The following is a 2,125-nucleotide window of genomic DNA, read 5'->3' as shown; positions in this document are numbered from 1 at the left end:
GGGCTGGAAGGAGCCGTGGTTCCTGGTGTCCGCACTGGGTCGCGAAGGCACCTTCCCGATCATGAGCCGGATCATGGCGTTCTTCGATCGCCAGAAGGAAGACGAGCTCGAGGCGGCACGCAACGCGCAGTAATGCCGTTGTGGTTCCCGCGAAAAACCCGGCTTCGGCCGGGTTTTTTTGTACGTGGGTAGTGCCGGCCGCTGGCCGGCAATCCACCGAGGTTGCCGGCCGGCGGCCGGCACTACCAGATTGTAGGCAACAAAAAACCCGGCCGAAGCCGGGCTTTTGCGTGCTGCCGGAGCCGGGGCTCCAGCAACCAACCGGATCAGGCGGCCTGGAGGGCCTTGATGCGGTCGTTCAGGCGGCTCTTGTGGCGAGCAGCCTTGTTCTTGTGGATCAGGCCACGCGCGCTGAAACGATCCAGGATCGGCTGGGCAACGGCGAAGGCGGCTTGGGCGCCGGCGGCATCGTTGGCGTCCAGCGCCTTGATCACTTTCTTGACAGCGGTGCGCAGCATCGAGCGCTGAGCCACGTTGCGCGCGTTGCGCACGACGGTCTGCTTGGCGCGCTTCTTGGCGGACTTGATATTGGCCACGGTGGTGGTTTCCTGAAAAATCGGTGTTATGGGAACAGCAAGCTAGCTAGTATGATGGCGTAAGAAATGTACGTCAAGTCGATTGTCAAGAGGGACGTTGAGTGAGTTCACCCAAGATGTTGCGGGGCCTGCTGTCGTTCAGCAGCATGACCATGGTCTCGCGGGTTCTCGGCCTGGTCCGGGACCAGGTGGTGACCTCGACCTTCGGCACCAACGCCATCACCGATGCTTTCTGGGTCGCCTTCAGGATACCCAATTTCCTGCGCCGGCTGTTCGCCGAGGGCTCCTTTGCCACCGCATTCGTGCCGGTGTTCACCGAGGTGAAGGAAACCCGCAGCCACGCCGAGCTGCGTGAACTGATGGCCCGCACCGCCGGCACCCTGGGCGGCGTGCTGATGCTGGTCACCGCGCTGGCGCTGATCTTCGCGCCGCAGCTGGCGTCGGTCTTCTCCAGTGGGGTGGACACCGACCCGGCCAAGCAGGGCCTGCTGATCGACCTGTTCCGCCTGACCTTCCCGTTCCTGCTGTTCGTCTCGCTGACCGCCCTGGCCGGCGGTGCGTTGAACAGTTTCCAGCGCTTCGCGATGCCGGCGCTGACGCCGGTCATCCTCAACCTGTGCATGATCGCCGGCGCGCTGTGGCTGGCGCCGCGGCTGGGTGGCACACCGGAAAAGCAGATCCTCGCCCTCGGCTGGGCGGTGCTGGCCGCCGGCCTGCTGCAGCTGCTGTTCCAGCTGCCTTCGTTGAAGGGCATCGACCTGCTGACCCTGCCGCGCTGGGGCTGGAACCATCCGGGCGTGCGCAAGGTGATGACGCTGATGGTGCCGACCCTGTTCGGCTCGTCGGTGGCGCAGATCAACCTGCTGCTGGACACCGTCATCGCCGCCAAGCTGACCGACGGTTCGCAGTCCTGGCTGTCGCTGGCCGATCGCTTCCTGGAGCTGCCGCTGGGCGTGTTCGGCGTGGCCCTGGGCACGGTGATCCTGCCGGCGCTGGCCCGGCACCATGTCAGCACCGATCGCGAAGGCTTCTCGCGCTCGCTGGACTGGGGCCTGCGCATGACCCTGCTGATTTCGGTGCCAGCCATGCTGGGCCTGCTGCTGCTGGCCGAGCCGCTGATCTCCACGATCTTCCAGCATGGGCAGTTCACCGCCTTCGACACCCGCATGACGGCGCTGTCGGTGTACGGCCTGAGCTTCGGCCTGCCGGCGTTCGCGCTGCTGAAGGTGGTGCTGCCGGCGTTCTATKCGCGCCAGGACACCAGGACGCCGGTGCGCGCCGGTGTCGCCGCGCTGGTGGCCAACATGGTGTTCAACTTCGCCCTGCTGGCGGTGCTGTACCAGGTGATGGTGCCCGATGAGCTGAAGGCGCAGGGGGTGATGGCGGCCCTTGGCAAGCAACCGGGCCTGCACCTGGCGCTGGGCATCGCCAGCGCGCTGTCCAGTTACCTGAACCTGGGGCTGCTCTGGTACTGGCTGGGCAAGACCGCCCCGGGCCCGAGCATCCCGGCCGAGATCATCGAGCGCACC

General features: G+C 65.9%; 2 protein-coding genes and 1 pseudogene. 2 read left to right on the top strand and 1 reads right to left on the bottom strand.

Annotated features, from left to right (window positions below; all coding sequences use genetic code 11):
* Positions 1-133, top strand: a pseudogene (gene obgE, locus AB4Y84_RS19955) (GTPase ObgE); the annotation flags it as partial.
* Positions 134-326: 193 nt separating this feature from the next.
* Here the strand turns inward: obgE and rpsT are convergent.
* Positions 327-596, bottom strand: a complete 270-nt coding sequence (rpsT, locus tag AB4Y84_RS19950; RefSeq protein WP_025873851.1) for a 30S ribosomal protein S20 — start codon at positions 594-596, stop codon at positions 327-329.
* Positions 597-712: 116 nt separating this feature from the next.
* Between rpsT and murJ the strand changes: the two genes are divergently transcribed.
* Positions 713-2,125 (top strand): murein biosynthesis integral membrane protein MurJ (gene murJ, locus AB4Y84_RS19945; protein WP_442250757.1); only part of this gene is annotated, 1,413 nt, incomplete at its 3' end.

This window comes from Stenotrophomonas sp. 2YAF22, from assembly GCF_052114665.1.
GTDB lineage: Bacteria > Pseudomonadota > Gammaproteobacteria > Xanthomonadales > Xanthomonadaceae > Stenotrophomonas > Stenotrophomonas indicatrix.
Note: the sequence above shows the minus strand (reverse complement) of the source record. Positions and strands in the feature narration are given on the sequence as shown.